This window comes from Pedobacter psychrodurus, assembly GCF_004331735.1.
Taxonomy (GTDB): domain Bacteria; phylum Bacteroidota; class Bacteroidia; order Sphingobacteriales; family Sphingobacteriaceae; genus Pedobacter; species Pedobacter psychrodurus.
This window is the reverse complement of sequence record NZ_SJSO01000008.1, coordinates 124375-151127: the sequence shown is the minus strand read 5'-3', so window position 1 is coordinate 151127 and position 26753 is coordinate 124375. Positions and strand designations below refer to the sequence as shown.

At 37.9% G+C, this 26753-nt stretch carries 25 protein-coding genes; 4 read left to right on the top strand and 21 right to left on the bottom strand.

The genetic code is table 11. The features are described from left to right. The first annotated feature begins 56 nt into the window (after positions 1-56). Together EZ456_RS12310 and EZ456_RS12305 are read left to right on the top strand one after the other, a co-directional pair. Entirely contained in the window at positions 57-689 is a 633-nt protein-coding gene (locus EZ456_RS12310) for an ABC transporter ATP-binding protein (protein ID WP_131530539.1), read from the top strand. Further along, positions 689-1795 carry a hypothetical protein gene (locus tag EZ456_RS12305; RefSeq protein WP_131530538.1) on the top strand — a complete coding sequence of 369 codons (1107 nt, stop codon included), beginning with the start codon at positions 689-691 and terminating at the stop codon, positions 1793-1795. The genes EZ456_RS12310 and EZ456_RS12305 overlap by 1 nt, the downstream gene beginning before the upstream one ends. A gap of 90 nt (positions 1796-1885) precedes the next feature. Here the strand turns inward: EZ456_RS12305 and EZ456_RS12300 are convergent, their stop codons facing one another. The 18 genes from EZ456_RS12300 to EZ456_RS12215 all read right to left on the bottom strand — a co-directional run bounded on the left by EZ456_RS12300 (position 1886) and on the right by EZ456_RS12215 (position 19158). After that, the gene (locus tag EZ456_RS12300; RefSeq protein ID WP_205945079.1) at positions 1886-2278 is read right to left on the bottom strand and encodes a type II toxin-antitoxin system VapC family toxin; all 393 of its coding nucleotides are present in this window, start codon (positions 2276-2278) and stop codon (positions 1886-1888) included. Then, complete coding sequence (locus tag EZ456_RS12295) at positions 2263-2499, bottom strand: hypothetical protein (RefSeq protein ID WP_131530537.1); 237 nt, start codon at positions 2497-2499, stop codon at positions 2263-2265. The genes EZ456_RS12300 and EZ456_RS12295 overlap by 16 nt, the downstream gene beginning before the upstream one ends. A 98-nt stretch (positions 2500-2597) precedes the next feature. Continuing rightward, positions 2598-2957, bottom strand: a complete 360-nt coding sequence (locus tag EZ456_RS12290; RefSeq protein ID WP_131530536.1) for a hypothetical protein — start codon at positions 2955-2957, stop codon at positions 2598-2600. 18 nt (positions 2958-2975) lie between these two features. Beyond that, a complete protein-coding gene (gene dacB / locus EZ456_RS12285; protein WP_131530535.1) occupies positions 2976-4382 on the bottom strand; it encodes a D-alanyl-D-alanine carboxypeptidase/D-alanyl-D-alanine endopeptidase in 1407 nt (468 codons plus the stop codon). 16 nt (positions 4383-4398) lie between these two features. After that, entirely contained in the window at positions 4399-5523 is a 1125-nt protein-coding gene (locus EZ456_RS12280; RefSeq protein ID WP_131530534.1) for an ATP-binding protein, read from the bottom strand. Between the two features lie 145 nt (positions 5524-5668). Continuing rightward, positions 5669-6271, bottom strand: coding sequence for a CDP-alcohol phosphatidyltransferase family protein (locus EZ456_RS12275; protein ID WP_131530533.1), 603 nt, complete (start codon positions 6269-6271; stop codon positions 5669-5671). Between the two features lie 66 nt (positions 6272-6337). Then, on the bottom strand, positions 6338-7327 hold the full coding sequence (locus EZ456_RS12270) for an aspartate-semialdehyde dehydrogenase (RefSeq protein WP_131530532.1): 990 nt from the start codon (positions 7325-7327) through the stop codon (positions 6338-6340). Positions 7328-7817: 490 nt separating this feature from the next. Next, positions 7818-8687 carry a sugar phosphate isomerase/epimerase family protein gene (locus EZ456_RS12265; RefSeq protein ID WP_131530531.1) on the bottom strand — a complete coding sequence of 290 codons (870 nt, stop codon included), beginning with the start codon at positions 8685-8687 and terminating at the stop codon, positions 7818-7820. A gap of 9 nt (positions 8688-8696) precedes the next feature. Continuing rightward, positions 8697-9572, bottom strand: coding sequence for a sugar phosphate isomerase/epimerase family protein (locus tag EZ456_RS12260; RefSeq protein ID WP_131530530.1), 876 nt, complete (start codon positions 9570-9572; stop codon positions 8697-8699). A 10-nt stretch (positions 9573-9582) separates the two neighbouring features. Further along, positions 9583-10473: a hydroxypyruvate isomerase family protein gene (locus EZ456_RS12255; RefSeq protein WP_131530529.1), complete on the bottom strand. Its 891-nt coding sequence runs from the start codon at positions 10471-10473 to the stop codon at positions 9583-9585. A 2-nt stretch (positions 10474-10475) separates the two neighbouring features. Continuing rightward, positions 10476-11693: a nucleoside permease gene (locus EZ456_RS12250; RefSeq protein ID WP_131530528.1), complete on the bottom strand. Its 1218-nt coding sequence runs from the start codon at positions 11691-11693 to the stop codon at positions 10476-10478. 152 nt (positions 11694-11845) lie between these two features. Beyond that, the gene (locus tag EZ456_RS12245) at positions 11846-12526 is read right to left on the bottom strand and encodes a 3-keto-disaccharide hydrolase (RefSeq protein ID WP_131530527.1); all 681 of its coding nucleotides are present in this window, start codon (positions 12524-12526) and stop codon (positions 11846-11848) included. Positions 12527-12648: 122 nt separating this feature from the next. Next, a complete protein-coding gene (locus EZ456_RS12240; protein ID WP_131530526.1) occupies positions 12649-14106 on the bottom strand; it encodes a Gfo/Idh/MocA family protein in 1458 nt (485 codons plus the stop codon). Positions 14107-14136: 30 nt separating this feature from the next. Then, positions 14137-14523: a c-type cytochrome gene (locus EZ456_RS12235; protein WP_131530525.1), complete on the bottom strand. Its 387-nt coding sequence runs from the start codon at positions 14521-14523 to the stop codon at positions 14137-14139. Between the two features lie 23 nt (positions 14524-14546). Next, positions 14547-15599 (bottom strand): sugar phosphate isomerase/epimerase family protein, encoded by a 1053-nt coding sequence (locus tag EZ456_RS12230; RefSeq protein WP_131530524.1) that lies wholly within the window; start codon positions 15597-15599, stop codon positions 14547-14549. A gap of 9 nt (positions 15600-15608) precedes the next feature. After that, positions 15609-16766 (bottom strand): Gfo/Idh/MocA family protein, encoded by a 1158-nt coding sequence (locus EZ456_RS12225; protein WP_131530522.1) that lies wholly within the window; start codon positions 16764-16766, stop codon positions 15609-15611. 81 nt (positions 16767-16847) lie between these two features. Continuing rightward, positions 16848-18548: a GMC oxidoreductase gene (locus tag EZ456_RS12220; protein ID WP_205945078.1), complete on the bottom strand. Its 1701-nt coding sequence runs from the start codon at positions 18546-18548 to the stop codon at positions 16848-16850. A gap of 25 nt (positions 18549-18573) precedes the next feature. Beyond that, on the bottom strand, positions 18574-19158 hold the full coding sequence (locus EZ456_RS12215; protein WP_131530518.1) for a gluconate 2-dehydrogenase subunit 3 family protein: 585 nt from the start codon (positions 19156-19158) through the stop codon (positions 18574-18576). Positions 19159-19693: 535 nt separating this feature from the next. Between EZ456_RS12215 and EZ456_RS12210 the strand changes: the two genes are divergently transcribed. Next, complete coding sequence (locus tag EZ456_RS12210; RefSeq protein ID WP_131530516.1) at positions 19694-20638, top strand: NAD-dependent epimerase/dehydratase family protein; 945 nt, start codon at positions 19694-19696, stop codon at positions 20636-20638. A gap of 74 nt (positions 20639-20712) precedes the next feature. Continuing rightward, positions 20713-21441 carry a YebC/PmpR family DNA-binding transcriptional regulator gene (locus EZ456_RS12205; protein ID WP_131530514.1) on the top strand — a complete coding sequence of 243 codons (729 nt, stop codon included), beginning with the start codon at positions 20713-20715 and terminating at the stop codon, positions 21439-21441. 400 nt (positions 21442-21841) lie between these two features. Here the strand turns inward: EZ456_RS12205 and EZ456_RS12200 are convergent, their stop codons facing one another. From EZ456_RS12200 to EZ456_RS12190, 3 genes are all read right to left on the bottom strand, one after another. Next, positions 21842-22621 (bottom strand): carboxylesterase family protein, encoded by a 780-nt coding sequence (locus tag EZ456_RS12200; protein ID WP_131530512.1) that lies wholly within the window; start codon positions 22619-22621, stop codon positions 21842-21844. A gap of 67 nt (positions 22622-22688) precedes the next feature. Further along, positions 22689-24986, bottom strand: a complete 2298-nt coding sequence (gene bglX / locus EZ456_RS12195) for a beta-glucosidase BglX (protein ID WP_131530510.1) — start codon at positions 24984-24986, stop codon at positions 22689-22691. 23 nt (positions 24987-25009) lie between these two features. Beyond that, positions 25010-26752, bottom strand: coding sequence for a discoidin domain-containing protein (locus EZ456_RS12190; protein WP_131530508.1), 1743 nt, complete (start codon positions 26750-26752; stop codon positions 25010-25012). Position 26753 lies beyond the last annotated feature (1 nt).

Genomic DNA, 26753 nt, shown 5'->3' with positions numbered 1-26753 from the left:
GATGAATATGGTATGTAACTTTTTATTAAAACTAAAGTCAGAAATAAAATGATTTTATGTTACACTTCAGTCAATTTGAAAAATCTTATTTCAATCATCTTGTTTTAAAGATAGATAATATTAAGATTCCTGAAGGCATTTTCTGGATAAAAGGAAGCAACGGATCTGGAAAAAGTACCCTGCTTAAAGCAATTGCAGGGATACTGTCTTTTGAAGGAGATATTTCCTTAGGCAATATTTATTTAAAAAACCATGGTGTTTCCTATCGCAAGCTTGTAAATTTCGCTGAAGCTGAGCCGTTATTTCCAGAATTTTTAACCGGATCAGAGATGATTACGCTTTTTGCCGAAGCCAAAGGTGCAATTTCAGGTCAGGCAGAAACATTAATTACCGATATGGGCATGAAATCTTATATTAATAATCCATTGGGTTCTTACTCTAGCGGTATGCTTAAAAAGCTCTCGTTGGTACTCGCTTTTTTGGGGCAACCTAAGCTGATCTTATTAGATGAACCCTTAAATACAATTGATGTAGAATCTTTAGAAATATTATACCGATGGATCGATGAAAAGTACCAAAATGAAAAAGTCAGTTTTCTATTATCCTCACATCAGCAGTTGGATGAGTTAAAACTGCCTGGATTAAAACAGATTAATATTGAAGATAAAAAAATAACGCTGAATTTTTAATGTCTTTGCTTTCAAACACTGCCTTAAAGAAAATATTTGTTGATGGGTTTTACCGTACCCATGCAGCTATGTTGGTATTCATCTTCGTGATGTTGATCAGTTACTGTTTGTTTATTAATACTTTAGGGACTGTTCGGCCAGACCAGATTGATTTCTGGCAGTTTTTCTTTACCATTAGTTTAGTGAGTAATCCACTAATGATGACTTTCTATCTTATAGGCAGTTCGTTATATGCTTATAAAAGTTTGAAATATATTTTAAGTCAGCTTGCTTTGCCCCAGCAGGAGTTTCTATATTATAGTTTCACTTCTTCAACCAAAAAGCGGCAGTTTATGGTTTGGTGTACCTTGCAGACCTACATATTTATCCCTGTATTGTGTTATACGCTATACGCCATAACCATTGGAATTGTATTTGGGTATTATCTTATTTCTATCGGGATATTGCTGTTTCAACTGCTTCTGATTTTAGCTGGCGCTTATATCTACCTTAAAGAAAGTAATCGTTTAATTGAGGCTAATAAGCCAAATTGGTTGATCAGGATCGGTCGAAAATGGAACAAACCTGTTTTCTTGTTGTATAGTTTTCAGGTTTTCAATCAATCGAAATTGGCTTACGTGCTCACAAAATTACTTTCGTGGGTATTGATGTCGAGTGTGTTTGTAGTTTTTACTGGTCTTGAAGATAATTTTAGGTTGTTGATGCTTATTACCTCCTGTATTGTTGTGGCACATGTGGTACTTATTTATCAGGAGAAGATTTTTAATGATCGATACTTATCCTTCCTGCCGAATTTTCCTTTTAACAAAGAGAAGATTTTTTTTAGCTTTTGTTTAAACTATCTCGTCTTATTACTGCCCGAAATCTGTTGGATATTGACCAACTTCGGTATTTTAACATCGTTTGGTTTAATCGCATTTGCCTTTTCTACAATTTTGTTATTTAGAAATCTGCTCTTGTTAAATGCGATACAGATCAAAGGATTTTTGATACGGGTTTTTAGCCTGTTTTTCCTTTTTTATGTGTTCATCATGTTTGGCTTCGGCTTAATCCTTATTCCATTGAATGTTATTGTTGCCTGGGCATTTTTAAGCGTAATTATTTGAATAACAGTGTTTTGTTTTAGTGTTATTTTAATTTATTTAACGGAGAGAATAGCTTTCGGATTCCGTTATAACTTTTGGCGATAGTTTGGATTATACCGCAACCAATTCTAAATCTGTAATTCTTTCGAAATGTTTTTTATTGAGTGTAGCAATTTTTATTTTTCTGGATAGAGCAGTTGCTCCAATAAAAATATCTGGAATTTCAATTAAACTACTTTTTTTCTTTAGTTGTTTTGTAATTTCTATAGCAATATCATTTGCCTGTTTATCAAAAGGGAGTATCGTTACCCGACCGAAAAAATCTTTCCAAAATTCAATCTCCTCAGCTTTCGCACCAATCATAATCTCATATTCGGTGATAATTGATATGGCAAAAAGATTATAAACTTTGGTTAATTTATAAAATGTGGTTTTTTCCTTTAGCCGCTTTCGATAAAAATCAATCAAAATAGAAGTGTCTAGACAAATTATTTCATTCTCCATGAGTTGAAATTTTTTCTGTTTTGTTGATGTTGCTTATATTGTTCTTCACTCATACTCGGCGCTTTGAGTAAAAAATCTTGAAAATCGGATAAGTCTTTTGAAGCTTTTTGTTCAATAAACTCTTCATTTAAAACCGATTTTAGTTGCTTGATTTTTGCAGCAGGAAGTTTTTTTATTGCAGCTAACAATTGTTCATAGCCTATGTCGATTGTTATTTCCATATATCAAAAATACACAATTTTAAACTTAAATCAAGTCTAAGTAGCTTTACTTCAGTTTACTTTATCATTGTTGATACAGACATTATTTTCTGGTCTATTTAAATATTCGCGAATAAAAAGTTTAATCTTATAAGCTCTGTTTTTATCTGATTCATACCAATTAAACCGCCCGACATGCCACTCGACTGCTGAAAAACATTTACAGTAAGTTCGTTTTCAGTATTTGGTAACATGGTTACACTAAATTTATAATACGTTGCAAATGCGCCTAATAAAAGTCGTTTTGTTCGGCTACCTTTCTCTAAAATTAAATTTCCATATTGATGGTCGAAGACATTATAACCTTGTTTTGCCATGAGATCAGTAATTTTTTTAGTCATTTCTTCAATAGAAACTTCTTTGTATAAATTCGAAATCAATCCATCAACAGTTTGCAGGTTTCTTATAAAATGTGCCATATTCTTTATCAGTTGGTTTTATTTCAGTTCATCCAATACTTTAAACAATTTTTTGTTAATTCCGTTTCCACTATAATTATTAATGTTGATTACCACCACGTATTTATTCCCAGCTGCATCGGTATGGTAACCGGCAAATGCTGAAACATCATTTATTGTCCCACTTTTAATTTTCATGCCATTGTACTCTGGCAGCGCTTTGTAATAATCAGGAAACCAATTCTCCTTTTGGATCTGGAAAAGTACACCTGCCATTGCCGAAGTTGTTATTCTATCGCCTGGAGAAAGCCCACTGCCGTCGATAATGTTTAATGCTGTTTTATCGATGCCCTTATCCGCCCAGAAATTGATCTCTGTTTCAGCTCCTTTACTTGTTGTGCCTGCTTTGCCCGATTTTATCGCAATGGTTTTTAAAAGTGTTTCACCATACAGGTTAATGCTTTTCTTTAAAAACCAATAAGTGATTTCACTTAAGTTGGGCGAACTTATCGTGCTTATTTTCTGTGTAACCGAAGGAATTACCTGGTTGTTTAACACCATTAACCGGGCTGTAGTGGCTTGTTGGTTTGTAGAAATCCCAAGTCTTTTTAAAGTATCCTGCAAACGGTAAGCACAATCAAAAGCAGGGTCGGGGGTTGCGACTGAAATGCCCGATTTGCTAATGCCCATGCCCCAGCTGCCGCGGATGTAAGCTGTATTGCTATATGGAGGCAAAAAAGCATAGGCCCGATCTCCAGATCCTGAATCACCAGTTTTTAGTTCATTTACAATTTGTACATAGGGTGTAGCGGGAACTGTTTTTAATACCTTAACTCCATCTACCGTACTACTTCCAGGTTTCAAATGAATATCGAATTGATTTTCTCGCCAGGCTAATCCAGAAGTTCCAGCACCATAGTAATTGCCGATATCTTGCCAAACCCAACCTTCAGGTGTTGTTTGCGTACCGAAAATGCGATCATCACCTATTACTGTGCCCTCAATGCTTTTAATTCCAGCAGATTTTACCGCAGCAACCCATTGTGTTAAAACAGCGTTCTCTTTGTTTTGATAGCGCCAAGAACCCAAAGTTGGATCGCCACTGCCGATAATGATCAGATTTCCTTTTAATGTTCCATCTGTAGTAATCGTTCCGGTATAGGCTAATGTGGTTTGGAATTGAAAATCTTTCCCTAAAATGCTGAAAGCCGTAGCTGCAGTAATGGTTTTTAATGTTGAAGCGGTAGCCAAACCAATTTGCTCATTTTTGGCAAATAGTGTCTTACCCGTATTGGCATCTAAAACACAAAGTGAAGCAATGGCATGTTTTGCCTGTTCATCATTTAATAAACTATTGAAAGCTCTTTCTAGATTTTGGATTCTGTTTTGAGCAATTGTAGCTGTTGCTGAGAAAACGAATAAGATTAGTAATTTGAAAAAATTCATTTTTTATTGACAAATTTTATATTAGAAAGCTGGTATAGTTAGACTTATTTATAACGTATGTTTCATTGGTGTTATATGCATCTAAAAAGGTTGACGGAAACTTTACTTTTTTATTTTCGTTCCATTTTATCTCTATTGCATTTATTTTACCATCAATTTCTTCTATTAAATCAATTTCCTGCTGTTGAAAACTACGCCAGAAATAATACTTAGCATGCTTTCTTTTGTTATTACTGGCCTTAATATATTCTGATACAATATAATTTTCGAAAAGCTGTCCGGCATCCTGTCGCAATCCGAGCGTACTAAAATTTTCGATTACGGCATTGCGGATCCCTGTATCGTAGAAGTATATTTTTTTGCTCTTTTTTATTTCATTACGGAGGTTACTGCTGTATGCGCCTAACCTAAATACCACAAAGCACTGTTCCAATAAATCGATATAACGCTCAACAGTTAATTTATCTGCTTCAATCATCTGGCCAAGTTCTGTATACGATACTTCGTTGCCAATCTGCAGCGCTAAGGCCTGCACTAATTTTTCGAGCTGCAAAGGTTTTCTGATACCTGTAAGTGATAAAATATCTTTAAAAAGATAGCTATTGGTTAAGTTTAGCAATAACTCTTTTTCTTCTCCGGGGTAATTAATGGCATCGGGATAACTGCCATAAATTAATCTTTTTTCTAATGCCTGTTCCTCAATCAGTACATTGGTATCTTCAGCAAGTTCTGCTGCTGAAAATGGAAAGAGATGATATTCAAATTTTCTTCCGGTTAACGATTCTTTTATGCCAACAGCCAGATCTAATGATGAAGAGCCTGTAACTAAAAGTTGCACATCGGTAAAATTATCTACTATCAATTTTAATGTTAAACCGATATTCGTAACGCGTTGGGCTTCGTCAATAAAAACGATTTTATTCGAACCAATAATTGATTTTAACCGCTCAATGCTAATATCTGTTAATGTGGTGCGTATGTTAGCTTCGTCGCAATTCAGAAAAACAAAGGGCAATTCTGTTTTTTTTACCAATTGCTTTAACATAGTGGTTTTACCTACCTGCCTCGCGCCTGTAACTATAATTGCTTTTTGTTTAAAAAACTTCGATTCGATATGGTTTTGTAAACTCCTTATAATCATTTTACTATAGTATATCTAACTACAAATATAATGAAATTTAAGTCGTAATCTCTTTTTTATATATAATTTAGTGATTACGATCTCTTTTTTATATATAATTTAGTGATTACAATCTCTTTTTTATATGCTTTCTTTTAAATCGAATTTATCCATTAAACAATTTATTGCGCTTAATTTCTTTCCCTTGCCTCAGCTTTACAGCATGATAGATAGTTGGTACATCATTCGTCCATTTTTTTAGGGTGAAAACAATGGCTAGTATTTCTAATCTGGTTGCAAGCCCGATCCAAAAACAAAGCTCAAATAGTACAACCGACTCGCAATGAACCATAATTTCGACTAAGGTTGAGAATAAAATTAACGTCCAGATTTTAGCGCCAATAGAATGCGTAGCAATTTCTTTTTTAAATTTTATATAACTCAGTACATAAGTTGAAATCTCAAAAGCGCCAAGAACAATTAATTTTATCAGGTTAGCTTTGAAAAAATCGGGGCATTGAATATAAGTGGCAACAGCGACTGAAATGAAAAACACTTGATCTATGCCGGAATCTAAACGGCGTAGTTTTTCAGAAGAGATATTGAGTTTTCTGGCGATTATTCCATCGAAAATATCAGTTAATAAACCGATCGATAATAACGTGATTGCAAGAAAAGAATAGTGATTGACGTGGAAAACGCTTAATAGGATTATTCCAAAACCAATCAGTAACCTGGAATAGATTAAGGCGATTGGAATATGTTTCATGCTGGAGAGCGGGTATAAAAAAAAGTTCCCCGATTTTACATCGGGGAACTTTCTTGAATTTATTGATTAAACTAATTCTTTCTGAATTAGATATTCGGCAATCTGAACTGCATTGGTTGCAGCGCCTTTGCGTAAGTTATCGGCAACAATCCAAAGGTTTAAAGCTTTAGGAGCCGATTCATCCCTACGGATACGGCCTACAAAAACCTCATCTTTTTCATGTGCATCTTTCGGCATTGGGTATTTTAAATTGGCCACATCATCAACAACGATAATGCCAGGTGATTTTTCTAAAATACTGCGCACTTCAGCTAAATCGAAATCATTTTCGAACTCGATGTTCACTGATTCTGAGTGACCACCCATAACCGGGATACGAACAGTTGTAGCGGTAACTTTAATGCTATCGTCGCTCATGATTTTGTTCGTTTCCTTAACCATTTTCATTTCTTCTTTGGTATATCCGTTTTCCATGAAAACATCAATATGAGGAAGAACATTCAAGTCAATTTCGTATGGATAAGCTTTCGGGCCATCAATACCTTTACGTTCATTCATTAACTGTTCAACCGCTTTTACGCCTGTACCGGTAACCGATTGGTAAGTAGAAACCACAACACGTTTAATTTTATATTTATCGTGTAAAGGTTTTAAAACCACCACCATCTGAATGGTAGAACAGTTTGGATTAGCGATGATTTTGTTATCGATAGAAAGTTCGTGTGCATTAACTTCTGGTACAATTAATTTAATTGCAGGATCCATTCTCCATGCAGAAGAGTTATCGATAACGGTTGTTCCGGCTTCTTTAAAACGTGGAGCATGCTCCAATGAAGTGTTTCCACCTGCAGAAAACAAAGCGATATCTGGTTTCATGCTGATTGCAGTATCCATGCTAACAATTGGGAACTTCTTACCCTTAAAAGTAATTTCCTTACCAACACTCTTTTCTGATGCTACGGGAATCAACTCTGTTAAAGGGAAATTTCTTTCCTCCAATACTTTTAACATGACAGTGCCTACCAATCCGGTGGCACCTACTACTGCTACTTTCATTTTAAATTTTAATTATATTATTAAACATTTGATATAAGCCCAAATATGCTAAAAATTAAGCTTATATCCCCATTGTTACCAATTAAATTTGCTTTTAATATTTTAAATCTTAATTTTTCGATAGATAATACGGCTCGGAGTATAAAGTTTTGGGCAGTAAAAAAACACACTAAAAATTGTTGTTCTTTGTTTTGGAAAGCAGGTTTAAGTAACCTAAGTCAGCCGTTGTAACATAAAAATCCTTTTTAGTGCAATAGGTCTGCGTTAGGGATTGTAAGGGTTCAGTGCCAATTTTTCATTGGTACCGGAGCGAAGCGGAGCCCTGAAAAGCCCGACCCTTGCGTAGCTTGGGTAACGCCCATATCAGTTTGCAGTTTGCAATTAGAAATTCTTTTTTTAAACCTCGCAGATTTAATTCGGTGTTAATGTTGTTTTTAACGGCCTCATTGAGGGCTGCGCCGTTTTAAAAACTGCGAGGTCTGGATAAGTTTTATATCAAATTGGCTTTGATATAATCACAGCTTGTTTTGATCGAACCAACCGGATCAGGTTGATAATTGGTTTCGTGCTCTACAAAGAAATGCTGCATACCAGATAACTTTGCCTGAGCAAAAATGGTTTTGAAATCAATAGAACCTTTACCAACTTCGGTATTCCATTCAGGTTTGGCCTTGTCCATATCTTTAACGTGCCACATTGGGAAACGGCCTGGGTATTTTTTAAACAAAGCTAACGGATCGTTACCCGAGCGTACCACCCAGTATAAATCCAATTCGAAATTTACCAGATTTTTATCGGTTTCGCTTAAGTAAACATCGTAACCGGTGGTATCGCCTAATTTCTTAAATTCGAAATCGTGGTTGTGGTAGGCGAATTTTAAACCAGATGCTTTTGCAATTTCGGCAACCTTATTAAAATCATCAGCGGTTTTCTTAAAGCCATCTACACCTTTGCTCATATCTACGTGTGCACCAGCAATGGTAAAGTATTTACCACCAATTGCTGCTGAAGATTCGATATCAGCTTTTAATCTATCTGTTTTTCCGGTTTTTACAAAGTCGTCCATATGGTAATGGCCACTTGGCGCTTTTAAACCGTTTGCATTTAATAATGCTTTAAATTCTTTAGGTGTTAAGCCCCAAAATTTTCCGTTAGAAAATCCATAGGTTTCTACCTCTTTATAACCAGCCTGTGCCACTTTTTCGATGATGCCTTTTACATCTTTTGGCAATTCATTGCGTAAGGTATAGAGTTGCAAGCCAACATTTTTTGTTACTTTATCAAAAGCAAATGATGGGATTAACAATGCGGCTCCGGCAGCTAATCCTGCCTGTTTTAAGAATGTTCTTCTTGAATTCATCTCTTAAATTTAAATAATTTCTTTTTTAATATATGCACAGCTTGCTGCAACAGATTCCATTGGGTTTGGTTTGTAATTGGTTTCGTGCTCTACAAAGAAGTGTTTCATACCCGAAAGTTTTGCATCAGCAAAAATAGGTTTGAAATTAATCGAGCCTGTTCCTACTTCTGCGTTTAACGCAGGATCTGCTTTATCCATATCTTTAACATGCCACATGGTAAAACGGCCTGGATTTTCTTTAAATAGTTTGATCGGATCGTTTCCTGAGCGTACAACCCAATATAAATCAAGTTCAAAATCAACAAGATTTTTATCTGTTTCTTTTAACAGGATTTCGTAACCAGTGGTATCACCTTGTTTCTCGAATTCGAAATTGTGATTGTGGTAAGCTAACCTGATTCCAGCTTCTTTCGTTAATTTTCCGGCCTCGTTAATTTTAACCGCAATTTTTTTGTAGTCCTCAGCACTTTTTCTGATGCTTTCATCTAACCAGGGAATGGTTACATATTCGCTTCCAAGTACCTTAGCTGCCGCAATTGCGGCTTTTAATTCTTCGGTGTTCCCATCGGTTAAATAGCTACCTAAGCCGTAGTGACCGCTTGGTGCAGTTAATCCGTTGTCATCAAGCAATTTTTTAAATTCGACAGGAGTTAAGCCCCAAAATTGATCTTTTATAGAAAAACCATAAGTTTCAACTTCTTTAAAGCCAGCTTTGGCTATTTTGGCTAATGTTCCTTTTACATCTTTCGGAAGTTCATCCCTTAAAGAGTATAATTGCAGACCCACTAATTTTTTATCGGTAGCCACACAAGCGAAGGATGGAACCAAAAGTGCTGCCGCTGCAGCCATACTCGTATTTAATATAAAATTTCTTCTTGATAACATAGGTGTGTTTTTAGATGTCGCAAATAGAAACTGCCTTTTTTAAAGAGGCTATTTTATCTGCGTTTTTAGGTATAAATTCTTGTGCTACGAAACCTTTAAAGCCGGTTTCGGCAATGGCTTTCATTATTGCAGGGTAATATAGTTCCTGAGTATCGTCTATCTCATTTCTACCTGGAACACCCGCTGTATGGTAATGCGCAATATACTGGTGGTAATCCCTAATGTTCCTGATCACATCACCTTCATCAATCTGCATGTGATAGATATCGTATAACAACTTAAAGTTTTCAGATCCTAAACGTTTACAAAGTTCAGCCCCCCACGAGGTTCTGTCACATTGATAATCTTTATGGTTGAGCTTACTGTTTAACAACTCCATTACCAGAACCACATTGTGTTTTTCGGCCAATGGCATTAATTGTTTCAATCCTTTAACGCAATTGTTCCAACCGGTTTCGTCATCTTTACCGCGACGGTTTCCGCTAAAACAGATTAAGTATTTATATCCAGCTTCTGCAACAAGCGGAATCATTGCCGTGTAGTTTTGAATTAACTTATCGTGGAATTTTTCGTCGTTAAAACCGTCCACTAAATTAAGCTCAGCGCCATTGCACATGGTAGATTCTAAGCCGTGTTTTTTTAAAGTCGGCCAATCTTTTGGTCCAACTAAATCAATGCCTTTAATACCAATTTTTTTAGCTTCAATACAAAGTGTTTCTACATCGAGGCTGCTAAAGCACCAACGGCAAACGGCATGATTAATATTTCCTTTCAGCCTTAGGGGCTGATCTGATTCTGATTTATCCATTGCTAATGCTGAAAATCCTGAAGAAACACCAATCGCAGCAGTTCCTGCGATGATGTTCTTTAAAGCATTTCTTCTATCCAGTTTTGAAGACATAATTATATAGTGTTAGTTTCAGTAACTGGTTTATTTTTATCACTGAAGAATAATAAGAATAGTAGCGCAACTAATGCTGCTATACCTGCTGGGATAATCCATATGCTTTGCCAAATATGGCCGCCTTCTACAACATATTTATTAACTACCATACCTGAGATGATAGAGCCGATTAACATACCAACACCGTAGGTTGCCAAAGTAATAAAACCTTGAGCAGCACTTTTGAATTTTTCTCCAGCTAATCTGTCTGTGTAAATTTGTCCGGTAACAAAGAAAAAGTCATAGCAAATGCCATGTAGAACAATTCCACCAATCAGCATCCAGTAGTTTGAATCTGCATTTCCAAATGCAAAGAAAAGGTAACGAACTACCCATGCAATCATACCAATTGCAAGCATTTTTTTCACACCAAGCCGAGCAAAGAATAAAGGCATTAATAACATAAACAGGGTTTCAGAGACTTGCCCTAATGATTGAACTCCTGCTGCACCCTTCATTCCAACTTCATTAAGAAATGGATTGGTAAAATTGTAATAGAATGCTAGTGGAATACAGATAGCAACAGATGCTAAGAAGAATAATAGATATGATTTGTTTTTTAACAAGCCTATTGCATCTAAGCCAATGATCTCGCCAAAAGTTGTTTTTTCACCTTTTTTAACTGGAGGAGTGTCCGGTAAAAAGAAACTTAACAATCCTAGAATGATTGAAGCAACGGATGCCATTTTAAACGTAAATATTAAATTGCCGCTCTGTTCCCAGTTTAACCATCCAATTACCAATCCGGCAATAATCCATCCAATTGTTCCGAATACCCTGATTGAAGGAAATTCTTTCCCTGGATCTTTCATTTGTTTGAACGAAATTGAGTTCACTAATGCTAAAGTTGGCATGTAAGCAATCATATATCCTAAAATGAATGGGAAAAAACTGTCAAAATTTAAAGACGTTCCTGCAACCCATAAAAGTGCCCCTCCAACTAAATGTAATACACCTAATACTTTTTGTGCAGAGAAAAATTTATCTGCAATTAATCCGATGATAAATGGCGCAATTATGGCGCCCAATGATTGTGTACTATAGGCTGAGCCGATTTGTACATCGTTTGCTAATAGATTTTTACCTAGGTAAGTACCCATGGTTACAAACCAGGCGCCCCAGATAAAAAATTCCAGGAACATCATGGCAGAGAGTTTAAAGCGAGTAGTGCTATTCATTTGGTTTATATAAGGTTTAAGGTTAGAGGTATAGGGTGTAAGGTTAATGCGAAAGCGGATAAACTTTATGCTTTCCCGCTTTTTAACTTAAATGTCTGGTTAAGCGAAAGGAAGGAAACCTTCAGCCTCCTACCTTACGCCTTCAACCTCAGTTATAGTTCTTTAATAGAGATGTTTTTGTACCAAACTTCATCTCCGTGATCTTGTAAGGCAATTTTGCCGGTTTTAAAAGATCCCCAGTTTTCCCATGTTGCAAATTTGCTACCTGCAACAATCTTTTTCCAGTTATCATCCCAAAGGGTAGTTTTTACCACTTCAGCACCGTTTAAAATTAATGTTAATTTGCCCTTTTTGCTAATGATTTCTGCTTTATTCCATTCGCCAACAGCTTTAACAGGTTCTGATGAACTTTTTACCAGATCGTACAAATCGCCGGCACGGTGTTTAGTGATTTTTCCGTCTGGGTGGCCATCATTATCAATAACCTGCATTTCTAAACCTGTAGAATAGGTAGCATGGAATTTAGGTTCTTCGTGAACATAAAAAATTAAACCACTATTTGCTTTAGGAGCCACTTTCCACTCATATTTTAAATGGAAATTGCCGTATTCTTTATCGGTAACTAAATCGCCGCCACCATCTTTACCTTTGGTAGCTAAATCTAAATGCAGCGCGCCATCCTGAACCTGCCAGGCACTACCCACTGTAGTTTTATTATAAGTATGCCAACCCGTTGTTGTTTTACCATCAAAGAGTGGTTTAAAGCCCTTTTGAGCTTTAGATATTTGTGTTAAGCTTAACAAGATGCAAGCTGAAAGAAAGATTTTTTTCATGTTTTTTTAATTGTCGTCACTGCGAGGTACGAAGCAGTCTGAATGTTAGATAAAAGATAGATTAAACCTTTTGCCCGTTTTAGGATTGCTTCGTACCTCGCAATGACGAATATACTTATTAATTAAAGCGTTAAATTATTCCAGCCTTTACGATACTCGCGTTTTACAAACTGGTTTGCTTCGTCAAAATTGGTAACTTTCATATTGTCGTTATCCCAAAGCATTTTAGTGTACCTGCCTGGGTAAGTAATCTTACCGTTTACCGTTTTTTGGATATCGAAACTTCTGATTGCCAAATTCGCCATCAGTAAAGCTTCTGTTAGTGGACCAGCAATTTCGAAAGGCGAACTTACTTCTTGCTTGCCATAACCCGCAATTGCAGCTTCAACCCATTGTTTATAGTGCCCATTTGCGCCATCTGGTACGCGAGTGTATTTTGGTGCAACCTTAATGTCCTTGTTTTTACTTAAAGGCAATAATTTCGGGTTTGCGCTATAAGTTTCAGACATCATTTTACCTTTAGTTCCTATAAACAAGGTACCATTACCACCATCGCCAAAAGTTTCGTTTGCTTCTAATTCTTCAGGGCGTTCTGGTTGAATACCACCGTCCATCCAGTGTAAGGTAACATCACCTTTGGTTTTATTTGTTTTGGGGAATTTTAAGGTAACATGACTTGATGGAGGACAGCTTTCAGGGAAATAACCGCGTTTAAATTCATCTACATAAACAGAGCCTACACTTGCCTCTACTTCTTTTGCATATTTTAAATTTAATACGCTAAATGGAGCTTCGATTAAATGACAGCCCATATCGCCCAAGGCACCAGTGCCATAATCCCACCAGCCACGCCAGTTAAAAGGAACCAATTTATCTATAAAATCTTTTTCAGGTGCAGTACCTAACCATAAGTTCCAATCTAATTCTGCCGGGATTTCGGCTTTTTTTGTAGGGCGAGGAATGCCTTGCGGCCAAACTGGTCTATCAGTCCATGCGTAAACAGTATGTACATCGCCAATTAAACCAGCTTCATACCATTCTTTCATTTGGCGGGGACCATCGTTAGATGCACCTTGATTTCCCATTTGGGTTACCACCTTATATTTTTTTGCTGCTGCGGTTAGAATACGCGCCTCATAAATATCATGTGTTAAAGGCTTTTGCACATAAACGTGTTTGCCCAATTGCATAGCTGCTAAAGCCTGGATGGCATGGTTATGATCAGGAGTAGAAACAGACACTGCATCGAAATTTTTATGTTCCTTATCTAACATTTCGCGCCAATCTTTATAGTATTTTGCTTTAGGGAAAGCTTTAACACTATTTGCTGCACGGCGATCGTCTACATCGCATAAAAAAGCAATGTCTGCTTTTCCGCTTTTGTAAAACATACTTAAATCGCTTTGGCCTTTTCCGCCAACACCAATGCCGGCAACCAATAACCTATCGCTTGGTGCTAAATAACCAGGTCCACCTAAAACGTGGCGGGGCACGATCATAAATGCAGCAGCGGCAATAGCTGTGGTCTTAATAAAATCACGGCGGTTACTCGTGTTTTTATTTTCTTGCTCTGTTTTCATATAGTAAATCGATTTGCTAACTGGGTTCGATTATTTTTTCTTTAAAGATAATATATACTTTACCATTAATTTTGCATCATCTTTTTTAAGTGTAGCGTGAGCGGTCATCGGCATATTGCCCCAAACTCCGGTTCCACCTTTAATAATCTTATCAGCTAACATGTTGATGTTTTTCTCGGTAGCCGGATATTTTTTTGCAATTTCCACATATGCAGGGCCAATAATTTTGTTGGTCTTGTTGTGACAACCTAGGCAGTCTGATTTGTTGATCAGTTTTTCTCCTGGATTTGATTGAAGGGCAGCGTGATTGGCAACTGTTGCCGTTGCAACTACCGTTTTCTCTCTCGTTAAATCTGCTTTTGAAAACGACGCCATAAAAATGACTACAGCGCCTAAAATTAAAAATGTTTTTTTCATTTGTTGTGTGTGTGTTGTTATTGTTATAATCCTAATATTCTTTTATTGAAAGCGCTATCACTACCCGATGCTGCAAAATCGTCGAATGCTTTATCGGTTACATTAATGATATTCTTTTTTATAAATTCTGCACCTTCACGGGCACCATCTTGCTGGTTTTTGATACAGCATTCCCATTCCATAACGGCCCAACCTTTAAAATCATATTGTGCCAATTTACTAAAAATGGTTTTAAAGTCAACCTGTCCATCACCTGGTGAGCGGTAACGACCAGCACGGTTTGCCCAACTCTGGTATCCACCAAAAGTACCTTGTTTGCCTGTAGGGTTAAATTCTGCATCTTTAACGTGGAATGCTTTAATGCGTTCATGGTAAAAATCGATGTATTGAATGTAATCCAATTGTTGCAGTACAAAGTGTGATGGATCATACAATAAGCATGCCCGAGGATGATTATTTACTGCAGCGAGGAACATTTCGTATGTTTCGCCATCAAATAAATCTTCGCCTGGGTGTATTTCGTAGCAAACATCAACGCCACATTGGTCGAATTCGTTTAAGATGGGGGTCCAGCGTTTTGCCAATTCTGCAAAACCTTCTTCAACCAATCCGGCTGGGCGTTGTGGCCAGGGGTGGAAATATTGCCACAATAATGAACCACTAAATGTAGCATGTGCATTTAAACCTAAGTTTTGAGAGGCTTTAGCAGCATATTTCATTTGTTGCACAGCCCATTCTGTTCTTGCTTTTGGGTTTTTGTGTACTTCTTTTGGTGCAAAGGCATCAAAGAGATCGTCGTAAGCAGGGTGTACCGCAACCAATTGACCTTGTAAGTGTGTAGAAAGTTCAGTAATTTCTAAACCATAAGAAGCGATTTTTCCTTTCAGTTCATCAGCATAGGTTTTGCTTTCAGCAGCCTTTTGAAGATCGATAAATCTTGTATCCAAGGTTGGCATCTGGATACCTTTAAAACCTAATCCCGCTGCCCATTTACAAATGCTGTCAAGAGAGTTAAATGGGGCTTCATCGCTTATAAATTGTGCTAAAAATACTGCTGGTCCTTTTATCGTTGTCATGCTTGATTGTTATAATTTATAATCTAACCACTTTTGATCTGATTGGCTAGAGGTCACTACGTTTTCTATAAACGCCATTCCTCTAATTCCATCTTCAGTACTTGGAAAGTCTAACATGGCAGCAGTAGGTTGTTCGTTATTCAACTTCGCATCTACTGTTAATGCAAAGTTTTTATAAATATTTGCAAATGCTTCTAAGTAACCTTCTGGGTGGCCGCCTGGCGTACGGGTATTGTGCTGAGCGAAACTACCCATATAACTATTGCCTGTTCTGTAAATCTGAGCAGGTGCATTTAACCATTTTACAATTAAAGTATTAGGTTCCATTTGGTGCCATTCCATGCCACCTTTTTCGCCATAAACTTTAATTTTCAATGCATTTTCTTCTCCGGCTGCAATTTGCGATGCTACAAGAACACCGTTGGCACCATTATCGAATTTTAACAATACGTTTCCATCATCATCAATAGCTCTACCTGGAACAACAATGCTTAAGTCGGCACAGATTTTAGTGATTTTTAAACCAGAAATATATTCTGCTAAGTGTGCGGCATGTGTACCAATATCACCCATGCTTCCGCTTTTCCCAGTTTTAGATGGGTCAGTGCGCCAAGCAGCTTGTGCATTTCCTTCGCGTTCTGAAAGGGTGCTTAACCAGCCTTGAGGATATTCAACTATAATTTTTCTGATTGCACCCAAAGCACCTTCGCTAACCATTTGCTTGGCCTGTTTAACCATTGGGTAACCAGAGTATGTGTGCGTTAAACACAGTGTTAAACCCGTTTCTTCTACTTTCGCTTTAAGCTGTTTTGCTTCTTCTAAAGTTAAAGTCATTGGTTTTTCAATCACCACGTTAAAACCTTTATCAAGAGCCATCATTGCAGGAGCAAAGTGGGCAAAGTTTGGGGTAACGATAGTTACAAAGTCGATTCTTTCATCTGCTGGCAATTCACTTTCCTTGGTCAGCATTTCTTCGTAATTGGTGTAAATTCTGTTATCTGGAAGAAAAAGGAGTTTTCCAGATTCGTAGCCAATTTCAGGATTTACACTTAAAGCTCCGGCAGATAATTCAATAAGGCCATCCATATTGGCAGCCAAACGGTGTACGGCACCGATAAAAGCGTCTTTTCCACCGCCTATCATGCCCATTCTTAATTTTCTTTTCATTTTTGTAAAAGGCGTGAGGTGTAAGGTGTAAGGCTTAGGGCGATTTCCCTTATACCTTAAACCCTACACCTTTTACCTTGTCTAGATGTTCTTTTTCTTTAATTCTTTTACAGCGTAATCGCAAGCACGGGCAGTTAAAGCCATAAACGTCAACGATGGGTTTTGGCAAGCAATTGATGGCATACAAGATCCATCAGTTACGAAAACGTTATTTACTTCGTGCATCTGGTTCCATTTGTTCAGTACCGAAGTTTTTGGATCGTTACCCATTCTTGCCGTTCCTTGTTCATGGATGGCCATGCCTGGATAACAGCCATTGTCAAATGTTTTGATGTTTTTCAAGCCTGCTTTTTCTAACATTTCGGCAGCATCGTTCATCATATCCACACGCATTTTTTTCTCATTTTCTTTGTATTCGCAATCAATTGCCAATACAGGCTGTCCCCATTTATCTTTTTTGGTTTTATCTATGTAAACCTTGTTTTCATAATAAGGTAACATTTCTCCAAAACCGCCTAATCCCATGGTCCATTTTCCTGGGGTAGTCATTTTTTGTTTCAGATCTGCACCAAATGATAACTCGGCAACATCATTTTGCCAATTGCTTCTGCTTGCGCCGCCCTGATAACCGAAACCACGCAAATAATCGCGTTTATCGTTGCCGATGTTTTGATATCTTGGTACGTAAATTCCGTTTGCACGACGACCATAAGTATATTTATCTTCAAAGCCCTCTGCTTCTCCATTTGCTCCACAACGGAAATGATGATCCATTAGGTTATGGCCTAGCTGACCACTTCCATTACCCAATCCATTTGGATGAGCCTCAGAAGTTGAGTTTAATAAAACGAAAGTTGAGCCTAAAGTTGAACCGTTTACAAAAACGATTTTAGCATAAAATTCCATCGTTTTGTTGGTTTCAGCATCAATTACCATTACACCTTTTGCTTTTTTGGTGTCTTTATCGTAAATGATATGATTTACGATTGAGTATGGTCTAACCGTTAATCTTTTTGTTGCCATCGCCGCAGGTAGGGTAGAAGACTGCGTACTGAAATAAGCGCCAAAAGGACAACCGCGGCTACATAAGTTCCTGTACTGGCAATTGCCACGGCCTTTATGTGGAACAGTAAGATTGGCAACACGGCCAATCATAATGATACGTTCTTTTTTATAATGCTCTTCAACGCGGGCCTTTACCGATTTTTCTACAATGTTTAAATCCATTGGGGGTAGAAATTCACCATCTGGACAGGTTGGCCAATTTTCTTTTGAACCACTAATTCCAGCAAATCGTTCTGCATAATCATACCAAGGAGAAAGTTCGGCGTACCGAATTGGCCAATCATTTCCATGGCCATCCTTTTTGTTATCCTCAAAGTTATGATCGCTAAAACGATAACTTTGGCGACCCCACATTAAAGATTTACCACCAACGTGGAAACCGCGGTACCAATCAAAACGTTTATCTTCGGTATATGGACATTCTAAATCGTTTACCCACCATTTTTCGTTTGCTTCCTGGTATGGGTAATCTCTTTTTTGTACGGGGTGGGTACGTTTTTGCTCTTCGGTAAGTTTTCCGGCATGTTTAAAATCCCAAGGATTTTTCATTGCGGTTTCGTAACCGGTAATGTGCTCAATGTTCATTCCCCTTTCGAGCATCAACACGCGTAAACCCTTCTCGGTAAGTTCTTTTGCAGCCCAGCCGCCACTAATCCCCGATCCTATAACAATAGCATCGTAAGTATTTTCTGCTTTTAAATTTGTATTTAAATTCATGATGTTTTGTAGTTGTGGTTAGAAATTAGGTTGCCCAAGATTTTTGACCTGGTTTTAATGGCGCATTGCCATCATATCGGCCCGGAATAAGCACATATTCACGTGCTTTAGTGCAACCAATTTCTGAAGAATAATAACCGAGTAAGGTTAAATCTCTTGCGGTGATAAAAAAGTAAGCTAAATCTTTGTTTTCTTCCGATTTGCTTTCTTTTTGTGCAAGCGCGATGGCCCTTAAATCGATCATTAATTTTTTACGGTCGGCTGGTGTTAAAGTGACATAACTTTTTCCAAAATCTTTCATTGATTTAGTCTGAAGATCTTTAAATCCCTGCGCAAATGAGGTTTGCATGGTGGCAGGGTAACAATCTTTCATCATCATCGGGATAAACTTCCCTAAGCCTGCAGCTTTGGCTCCTGCAGATGATTTGGTAGTTGGTACAATAATATCAGCAAATTCAGCAAAAATCTTTTCGTCTTCTAGCGAATAGAGGACGAAGTTTTTTTCGTTTTCGGGGAGCGTAAAACTTTCAAATAAAACGCCCATTGTACTTGCTGAGATTGCTCCTCCCAGCAAAAATGCAACGTTTTTGAGTGCTTCTCTTCTGTGCATCGTCTTTATGATTTTATATATTGGTTATATATGTGTTGAATTAGTAATATTAGAAAAAATATAACGGAAAGATTAAGTTTTTACAGTTAAATTATTGATACGCAACGCGATTGTTACTCCGAATAATTATTCTAAATAAGTATGTTTTTATTGCTCTATTGCTGTTCTGATTAGGTTTTTGTATCGATTTAACTTGGTGTAAAAAGTACATTTAGTGTAGGTGAGTGTATTATTTACTAATAAATTCCGAAACGCACATTTTTTAAGGAGAAAATCGGCCTATAGCAGATTTTTTTTGAAGTAATTATAGCTTTTGGTTATACACTTTTAAAGTGTTTAACTCAGCATATTTAAATGGCTAAAATTAAGGGCTTATATCTGGAGAAATTGAAGGTTGAAAGTTTTAGGATTATAGATTTGAGTTAACATGATTTAATAATTATGTTGATAATAACAACTGAAGTTATACACTAAGTATAAATATTTTATTGCCTTTTATCTCATTTTTTTACCTTTGCTCAATCTCAAAAAAATTATGCAAGAAAAAATTGTTGTTTTAGGCTCTAACGGGCAAATTGGTACCGAGTTGGTAACCATGTTACGTAAAATATATGGCGATGATCATGTTGTTGCATGCGATATCCGCAGGCCAGATTATGATATCAAAAACTCTGCACCGTTTGAATTTGTGAATGTGCTGGATAAAGAAATGATCAATGGCATATTCCATAAATACAAACCAACACAGGTTTACCTTTTAGCGGCTTTATTATCGGCTACAGGAGAGCAAAATCCAAAATTGGCCTGGGATTTAAATATGAACGGCTTATTGAATGTTTTAGATTTAGCTTTAGAATATAAAACAGCAAAAGTATATTGGCCAAGTTCTATCGCTGTATTTGGTCCAAATTCGCCAAAAGATAATACCTCACAATATTGTGTAATGGATCCGAATACGGTTTACGGCATTAGTAAACTGGCAGGTGAGCGCTGGTGCGAATATTATAACCAAAAATACGGATTGGATGTGCGGAGTATCCGTTATCCAGGATTAATCAGCTGGAAAGCTGCTCCGGGTGGTGGTACAACAGATTATGCGATCCACATTTTTCACGATGCGTTGAAAAAAGGCAGTTACCAGAGTTTCTTAAATGCAGAAACGGAGTTGCCAATGATGTATATGGACGATGCTATCCGTGGAACCATTGAACTAATGGATGCACCAGCTGATCAGATTTCGGTGCGTAGCAGTTATAATTTTGGCGGGGTAAGTTTTACACCAGAGGTTTTAGCCGCCGAAATCAGAAAACATATTCCAGATTTTACATTAACTTACGCCGCTAACGATCCTCGTCAGCAAATTGCAAATAGCTGGCCACGTTCTATCGACGATAACTATGCTGCAAAAGATTGGGGATGGAAACCAGAGTTCGATTTATCGAAACTGACAGCAGATATGTTAAATAATTTAAAAAAATAATATAAAGGTAGAGGGTTTGAAGGTTGAAGGCATAAGCTCTCATATCTCAAATCTTATATCTCAATACTCGAAAAATGGGAAGAGCATTCGAATTTAGAAAAGAGAGAAAATTTAAGCGTTGGGCCAAAATGGCGGTCCAGTTCACGCGTATTGGTAAAGATATTGTAATGGCAGTGAAGGAATCCGGACCTCATCCAGAAACTAACTCGCGTTTACGTACGGCTATGCAAAATGCAAAAGCGGTAAATATGCCAAAAGATAGGGTAGAGGCAGCAATTAAACGTGCTTCTGATAAATCGATGGCCAACTACGAAGAAATTGTATACGAAGGTTATGCGCCACACGGTGTTGCCGTTTTAATTGAAACAGCTACTGATAATACCAACCGTACCGTAGCAAACGTTCGTAGTTATTTTAACAAAACTGATGGTTCTTTGGGTAAAACCGGATCGTTAGACTTTGTTTTTAACCGTAAATCAATTTTTCGTTTTGCAGCTACCGAAGGCTTGGATCTTGAAGAATTGGAATTCGAATTAATCGATGCTGGTTTAGAGGAACTTTATGTAGAGGCTGATGAAGAAGGAAATGATATAGCCGTTGCACAGGGTGCTTTTGAAAACTTTGGTTCTTTACAGAAAGCACTGGAAGAAAAAGGCATTGAATTAAAAAGCTCGAAGTTAGAGCGCATTGCTTTATCTCACCACGAGGTTACTGAAGAGCAGGCTGCTGATGTTTTGAAATTGATCGACAAATTAGAGGAAGATGATGATGTGCAGGCGGTTTACCATAATATGGCTGAGTAATAGCAATTGAATAATTTACAAGGGCTTAAAGATTTTTCTTTAAGCCCTTTTTTGTAATTTTTGTTTTTTTGAAGAGCAAGACCACTGCGTTTCTGTTACAGCAGTCCCGCCATCACTTCAAGTCCTCGGCATCGTTCCTCAACCTGCGGGCTTTCCATTTTGTCGGGTCTAGGTTAATAAATAGGTTAACCCGGGTAAGTTAAACCTGACAAAAGCGAGCATCCCGACGTAAAGTCGGGATAAAGTGGACGGCAGGGCTTTCGGAGCGGATAGGATACCGAATCCTGCTTTTCTAATTCTTTTATCTCTGATCGTCACCCTGATCCGATAGCTATCGGATTTATTTCAGGGTCTTGCAAGATAGATACTGAAACAAAGTTCAGTATGACGGACCGTTCTATTATTTCTTATGCGAAAACAGCCACGATAATAATTCTGGTTCTGCAAATGCACTATCCCAGCTATTGTGGTTTGCATTTGGATACAGGGTAAATTTTACTTCATCGCCAACAGTTTTCAAACGTTCGGCAATGGCAATCGAAAATACAGGATCAACAACATCATCTTTTGCACCATGAAAAATCCAAAGGGGTATTTTTTGATATTTTTTAATGTTGTTGGTATTGTCTCCACCACAGATGGCAATAGCTGCGGCAAATTTACGGCGCTCTCTTCTTAGCAGTTCGTAAGTGCCCATTGCACCCATAGATAAACCGCCTACATACACCTGTTCTTTATTAACGTAAGGTTTATTAAGGAAGTTTTTAACCATTCCCTGCAAGGCGTGCATAATTTTGGTTGGTTTACCGCCCTCAACAAAACTTATTCTCCTTTTGCCTTTGGCATCTTTTTCAAAGTTTGCATTCGCCCAAAAATCGTTTGATGGGCATTGTGGAAAAACAACAATAGCAGGGAAATTTTTGCGTAAATCATTCTTTAAAAACAATTTTCCACCATGCACCAGTTGGCTAGCGTTATCATTACCTCTTTCGCCGCTTCCATGGAGGAAGAAGATGATCGGGTATTTTTGGTCGGGATTAAAATTCTCAGGAAATAAAATCCTATAGTAAATAGAATCCTTTCCTTTTATAAAGCTTCCCCTGTCGTATTTTTTTAAGTCTTGAGCGTTTAAAAAGAGTACAGAAAAAAGAATGCAGATAGTTAGAATAATCTTCTTCATTTAACAAAAATAGAAAACCCTGGCTATTTTACAATAGCTCAGGGTTCATAACCAAACCTAATTGTCTTTATTTCAGCGTAAAAGATGCTTCTTTTACGTCGCGTGAATTTGTACCAATAAATACTTTGAAATCGCCGGGTTCTGCTACGAATTTTAGATCAGCATTGTAAAATTTAAGATCGTTTTCAGAAATATTAAAAGTGACGGTTTTACTTTCTCCAGCTTTTAAATTCACTTTTTGAAAGCCTTTTAGCTCTTTAACCGGGCGGGTAATGCTTCCAACAAGATCTTGAATGTATAATTGAACAACCTCTTTGCCCTCATATTTGCCTGTATTGCTTAAAGTAACCGATGCTGTGATCGATTTCCCTTTGGTTAATGCATTTGAACTCAGTTTAACATCACTATAATTAAATGATGTATAGCTTAAGCCAAAACCAAATGGATATAATGGATCGTTGCTTACGTCTAAATAGTTGGAACGGAATTTTTCGAACCATTTACCTTCTGCCAAGGGGCGGCCAGTATTTTTATGTGCATAATACAATGGTACCTGACCCACGTTTTGTGGGAAAGTTGCACTCAATTTACCCGAAGGATTAACATCGCCAAAAAGCACATCGGCAATTGCATTTCCTGCTTCACTACCGGGAAACCAAACATTTAAAATGGCGGGGATATTTTCCTGTTCCCAATTCAATGCCAACGGGCGGCCTGTAAATAACACCAATACTATTGGCTTGCCAGTTTTAGCTAAAGCTTTTAACAGGTTTTTCTGTGTCTCGGGAATCTGGATATCGGTTACACTGCTGCTTTCGCCTGTAAACTCAGACCCCTCGCCGATGGTAGCCACAATAACATCCGATTTTTTAGCAACTTCTAAAGCTTCTTTAATCATTTCGGCCTCAGTTCGTGGGTCGCGTTTGTATGTCGGGTTGTGGATGTTTACATAACGGTGTTCCATGGTAGAATCAGCGAGAAAATTGGCACCACGTGCGGTTAAAATCTTCGCTTTATCACCCAGTACATTTTTTAAACCCTGAAGCACGGTTACCGATTTATCAAATAGGGCAGCAACACTCCAGGTGCCGTACATGTTGGCCGTATTATCGGCCAATGGACCAATTAAACCAATTGTACCTGATTTTTTTAACGGAAGTACATTGTTGTTGTTTTTCAATAGCACAAAACTTTCAGCAGCAATTTCGCGTGCAACCTGGCGGTTAGCCGGACTAAAAACCTCTTTTTCTGCTCTTTCTGCGTTACAGAATTTATAGGGGTCAGTAAATAAACCCAGTTTGTATTTGGCCTGAAGTACTAATCGGCAAGCCCTGTCTATCTGTGCTATGCCAACTTTTTTCTCGGCCAATGATTTTTTTAAAGTGCCTAAAAAGCCTTCGCCCACCATATCCATATCGATACCAGCATTTAAAGCCAGGGCAGAAACAGTTTGTAGATCGCCCATACCGTGTGCAATCATTTCAGGAATACCTGTGTAATCGGTTACCACAAAACCTTTAAAGCCCCACTGTTTGCGTAAAACATCAGTCATTAACCATTTACTTCCAGTTGCGGGAATGCCATCAACCTCGTTAAAAGAAGCCATTATGCTGGCTGCACCAGCATCAACTGCGGCTTTGTATGGTGGGAAATATTCGTTGTACATGCGCACTTTGCTCATATCGGTAGTATTATAGTCTCTACCGGCTTCGGCAGCGCCATAAAGGGCATAGTGTTTTACACAGGCTAAAATTTCGTTATTGGCCTGAAGTTTACCTTGATAGCCTTTTACCATAGCTGCGGCGATCTGCGAACCTAAATAAGCATCCTCTCCACTTCCCTCAGAGATGCGGCCCCAACGCGGATCTCTTGAAATATCAACCATAGGAGAGAAAGTCCAGTTAATGCCACTCGCACTGGCTTCTATTGCAGCAACCCTTGCCGATTTTTGTACAGTATTCATGTCCCATACACAACTCATCCCTAAAGGAATGGGGAAAACGGTGTTGTATCCGTGGATCACATCCATTCCAAAAAGCAAAGGAATTTTCATTCTACTGTTTTCTACTGCAATCTTTTGAACCGCTTTTATCTTATCTACTCCTTTAATGTTAAATAAACCACCAACCTGTCCGTCTTTAATTTTTTTAGAAATGTCGCTGCTATTGGCCTGTCCGGTGGTGATATCGCCAGAACTTGGCAAATTCAGTTGACCAATTTTTTCATCAACGGTCATTTTCGCCATGAGCTTGCTGATGAAGGTATTCATCTTCACATCTTCTGCCGAAACAGGTTTTTTGGTTTGTGCTGATCCGTTCAGTACAAGCAGGGTTAAAAAAACAACCAGGATATTCGCTCTCTTCATTATATGTGTTTTATTTTTTTTTATTATTCAACTTTCTTCACTTCGGTTTTTACCGATACCCCATTCTCATTTATCGCTTCAATAGCAAAATAGTATGCTTTTTGGCTGTCCATTGCTTTGAACCAATACTCGTTAAAATCGTGGATCATGATGCAGTTGTATAGCTTATCTGGCGCTGTACCATAGTAAAGATTATAGGCAAATGCATTATCAACGGGTTCCCATTTGATGTAAGCGCTGCGTTTATCTTTTTCTGTTCTCAGTACAATCAAGTTTTTAACTTTTGTTGGTTTTTCTCCGTTTCCATTACCGAAAACACGTAAGCCGCTAATAGCGAATTTCCCTGTAGGCATGTGGATGTTTACCATTTTGATGAATCTTGTTTTAACTGGCTTTTGGAGTTCGATGTAGTCATGCGGAACATCGGTTTTGTTCTGGCTTTTATCAACCAGGCTAGTCCACTTTTTTCCATCGGTTGAGGATAGAACTTTGTACTGATGATAAATCCCGGTCTGTTTACCTATAAATTCGGCATCCTGATCGGCATAGTTAATCTGGATGGCGTTCACTGTTGCGAGGCTACCCAGATCGGTCTGGATCCATTCGCCATTATTTGCGGTTTTGGCACTCCAATAGGTTTTAATACTTTCATCAACGGCATTGTTTGCATTAAAGCTTCCTAATGTAGAAGAAACAGTTACTGGTTTTTTATAGTTGATGAGCATCCAGCCTGGGCCAGCCGGAGCACCTTCTTTTCTTTCGGAAGGTAAATAGAGTGGGTAATCGCCAAAGGCGGTATTCGTCCACATCACATCGTTCTTATCAAAACCAGTTGGCCAGATACCCATTCTGCGCTCCCAGGTATTTTTTACACAAATAATGCTGGTAGAAATGTGCCAGTAATTTTTACTGTTATCCTGAAACGTTGCGCCATGCCCTGCACCCCGCGAAAATCCACCGCCTTTATAGCTTAAAGGGTCAGATTGTGGGGTAGACGGACTATCGTAAAATAAAGGTTTGGTTCCAACCACCACTCCATCAGAGTAACCGCTAAATTCGGTTCCCGGTGCTCCATATTGAAAGTAATATTTGCCATTGTGTTTGGTCATCCATGCGCCTTCGGAAAAAGGATCGAGAAAAGTATCGTCCATGTATTCACCAAAACGCTGCCAGCCATATCGCCAGCTTTGAAGCAAATACATTGGTGTGCGGGTGCCTTTAGGCTGAAAAGTTTTACGATCTAATTCTACGCCGTACATAGGGTAGTTATTGCTACTTCCGTTGTACATGTAAAATTTGCCATCGTCATCGGTAAAAAAGGACGGATCCCAGCCACCAATTTCTAGGGAATCGACCAGTGGAAACCATTTGTTCCCTTTGGGGTCGGTACTTCCCCACAACGTAAAGTTTTTAGTATAGGTACTTCCAAAAACCACCATGGTATCGCCAACAATGCCTACGCCTGGTGCACATAATTCATCTTTTGTTTTGTTCCATGGGCGAAGAAATTTTCTTTCGTGGAATTTCCAGTTCAGCATATCAGCACTATGCCAATAACCCCACTGGTTCGTACTAAAAAGATAGAAATCTCCCTTATAATTTACAATCACCGGATCGGCAGTTGCGCGGTGTTTACCCCATTCGGTAAAAGATTCGAAGGGTGTATATCCATAATCAACATTAATTGGGTTGCAATAGGTTTTTTGTTTCTGTGCCAATGCAGAAACCGTACAGACCAAAAATATTATTGTAATTAGCCTTCTCATT

Coding starts and splice junctions, on each gene's coding strand:
- EZ456_RS12310 (WP_131530539.1), top strand. CDS start 57: ATGTTACACTTCAGTCAATTTGAAAAATCTTATTTCAATCATCTTGTT.
- EZ456_RS12305 (WP_131530538.1), top strand. CDS start 689: ATGTCTTTGCTTTCAAACACTGCCTTAAAGAAAATATTTGTTGATGGG.
- EZ456_RS12300 (WP_205945079.1), bottom strand. CDS start 2,278: ATGGAGAATGAAATAATTTGTCTAGACACTTCTATTTTGATTGATTTT.
- EZ456_RS12295 (WP_131530537.1), bottom strand. CDS start 2,499: ATGGAAATAACAATCGACATAGGCTATGAACAATTGTTAGCTGCAATA.
- EZ456_RS12290 (WP_131530536.1), bottom strand. CDS start 2,957: ATGGCACATTTTATAAGAAACCTGCAAACTGTTGATGGATTGATTTCG.
- dacB (WP_131530535.1), bottom strand. CDS start 4,382: ATGAATTTTTTCAAATTACTAATCTTATTCGTTTTCTCAGCAACAGCT.
- EZ456_RS12280 (WP_131530534.1), bottom strand. CDS start 5,523: ATGATTATAAGGAGTTTACAAAACCATATCGAATCGAAGTTTTTTAAA.
- EZ456_RS12275 (WP_131530533.1), bottom strand. CDS start 6,271: ATGAAACATATTCCAATCGCCTTAATCTATTCCAGGTTACTGATTGGT.
- EZ456_RS12270 (WP_131530532.1), bottom strand. CDS start 7,327: ATGAAAGTAGCAGTAGTAGGTGCCACCGGATTGGTAGGCACTGTCATG.
- EZ456_RS12265 (WP_131530531.1), bottom strand. CDS start 8,687: ATGAATTCAAGAAGAACATTCTTAAAACAGGCAGGATTAGCTGCCGGA.
- EZ456_RS12260 (WP_131530530.1), bottom strand. CDS start 9,572: ATGTTATCAAGAAGAAATTTTATATTAAATACGAGTATGGCTGCAGCG.
- EZ456_RS12255 (WP_131530529.1), bottom strand. CDS start 10,473: ATGTCTTCAAAACTGGATAGAAGAAATGCTTTAAAGAACATCATCGCA.
- EZ456_RS12250 (WP_131530528.1), bottom strand. CDS start 11,693: ATGAATAGCACTACTCGCTTTAAACTCTCTGCCATGATGTTCCTGGAA.
- EZ456_RS12245 (WP_131530527.1), bottom strand. CDS start 12,526: ATGAAAAAAATCTTTCTTTCAGCTTGCATCTTGTTAAGCTTAACACAA.
- EZ456_RS12240 (WP_131530526.1), bottom strand. CDS start 14,106: ATGAAAACAGAGCAAGAAAATAAAAACACGAGTAACCGCCGTGATTTT.
- EZ456_RS12235 (WP_131530525.1), bottom strand. CDS start 14,523: ATGAAAAAAACATTTTTAATTTTAGGCGCTGTAGTCATTTTTATGGCG.
- EZ456_RS12230 (WP_131530524.1), bottom strand. CDS start 15,599: ATGACAACGATAAAAGGACCAGCAGTATTTTTAGCACAATTTATAAGC.
- EZ456_RS12225 (WP_131530522.1), bottom strand. CDS start 16,766: ATGAAAAGAAAATTAAGAATGGGCATGATAGGCGGTGGAAAAGACGCT.
- EZ456_RS12220 (WP_205945078.1), bottom strand. CDS start 18,548: ATGAATTTAAATACAAATTTAAAAGCAGAAAATACTTACGATGCTATT.
- EZ456_RS12215 (WP_131530518.1), bottom strand. CDS start 19,158: ATGCACAGAAGAGAAGCACTCAAAAACGTTGCATTTTTGCTGGGAGGA.
- EZ456_RS12210 (WP_131530516.1), top strand. CDS start 19,694: ATGCAAGAAAAAATTGTTGTTTTAGGCTCTAACGGGCAAATTGGTACC.
- EZ456_RS12205 (WP_131530514.1), top strand. CDS start 20,713: ATGGGAAGAGCATTCGAATTTAGAAAAGAGAGAAAATTTAAGCGTTGG.
- EZ456_RS12200 (WP_131530512.1), bottom strand. CDS start 22,621: ATGAAGAAGATTATTCTAACTATCTGCATTCTTTTTTCTGTACTCTTT.
- bglX (WP_131530510.1), bottom strand. CDS start 24,986: ATGAAGAGAGCGAATATCCTGGTTGTTTTTTTAACCCTGCTTGTACTG.
- EZ456_RS12190 (WP_131530508.1), bottom strand. CDS start 26,752: ATGAGAAGGCTAATTACAATAATATTTTTGGTCTGTACGGTTTCTGCA.